Source organism: bacterium (genome assembly GCA_004299235.1).
Classification (GTDB): Bacteria; Chloroflexota; Dormibacteria; order Dormibacterales; family Dormibacteraceae; genus SCQL01.
In genome coordinates this window covers 1-1,459 of the sequence record SCQL01000082.1, presented here as the reverse complement: position 1 = coordinate 1,459, position 1,459 = coordinate 1, and the positions used below count along the sequence as shown (strand labels likewise).

Sequence of the window (1,459 nt, the reverse complement as noted above, 5' to 3'; positions counted from 1 at the left end):
GTCCTGCGGGCAGAAGGCATGGGCGAAAGGCACGGCTTGCCTCGACTGCGGTACCTGCAAGGTCGCGATGACGTCGAGCGCGTAGGAGGAAACCATGCTCCACATCCACAATCGCCAGACCCGCACAGCGCCGGCGCCACAATCCACCGTGGAAGCACTGCGCCGGGCGTTTTTCACGGATGACCGCACACCGGACCAGTTGGCTGTCGCGCGCGCCGCGCTGGCCGACCTGCACCGCCAGCGGCTATGGCTCGCCTGCGACTGCGCTCAAGGGCCGGACGACACCTGGCCGATGATCGGCCCTCGCGATGGCCGTGGCGGCATGCACCCATTCCGGTTCGGCCATGTCCCCCACCGTGGGGATTGTCCGTTCGCCAGCGCGATCCGCCCGGTAGACCTCGCCGAGTCTGGGGCGGACGAAGACGGTCAGCTCGAAGGAAGGTGGGATCTCGCGGCGCTGTTTCCCATTGGACAGGACGCCGGGGAGCGCCAGGGCGTGATGTCACGCCTGTTGCGCACGGCACTCGCGCAGCTGGGTTACGACCGCTTGCATGTCTCCTCGTTTGCGAGCCAGGTGCCGGCCGGGCAGCTGCGCATGCTGGAGACGCCATTTGCCAGGCTGCGCCATCTCGGCGGCCAGGAAATCGGCGGGTCGCATCTCTTTCGCGACGTCGGGACTACCTACCTGCCGGCGATTCCTCGGCTGCTCTCGACGCTGGGTCGAACTAGCGAACCAGCGGGCACAGTGTGCGGACTTTTCGTCGGCATCACCGAGGAAATTACGCTCGCTCAGAGCAGCTACGGTGCCGGATTCGTGGTGAGCAAGGATCAGCGCGGCGGCCGCTGTGCTGTGCCGGTGCAGGGCGGCATCCGGCTGCCAGTGGGCGACGACGGTCGCCACGGCCCGTACTGGACATTGGCGCTCTGCGTAGCTGATGGCGACGGCCGCTGCCGCCTGGGTGATGTGCTGCTGCTGCATGCCCTCGATCGGCGCACGCTGCTGCCGGTGCCGAGCGAGGACCATCGCGCGCTGGCGCGCCTGCTCCTGGAGCAGATGCACTTTTGGCGCGGATGGAAGCGGCTGGAGCTGGAGGTCGAGCTGGCCGCGCCACTGTTCCCGTCGCCATACCCGCGCGCACCGGCGTTCGAGTTGGTCCTGCCGGACGCCAAGCGGTTGTCGATCGACCTTGCGGACCACGCAGGAGCGATGTCGGAGCAGGACCAAGGCGTCGTGTTGGTGGATGCCGCTCTGCCGGCCGAGAAGACGCGTCGCCTTCTCACCGGCGCAGTGGCCAAGACTGCCGCGCGGTGACCTGGGATCGGGCTCTTGCGCGAACGTCGGCATGTGATGGGATCACTTCGTCGCAACGAGTGAGACGCGACGCCGGCCAGCGAGGGATCGTGCGGACCGTCACTGAAACAGGACTTGCGCGATCACGGAGGTGTGCTCACATCGGTC

1 protein-coding gene is annotated in these 1,459 nt (G+C 67.4%); it reads left to right on the top strand.

What is annotated here, in order from left to right; all coding sequences use genetic code 11:
• Positions 1-94 precede the first annotated feature (94 nt).
• On the top strand, positions 95-1,312 hold the full coding sequence (locus EPN29_14365; protein TAN30011.1) for a hypothetical protein: 1,218 nt from the start codon (positions 95-97) through the stop codon (positions 1,310-1,312).
• Positions 1,313-1,459: the final 147 nt, after the last annotated feature.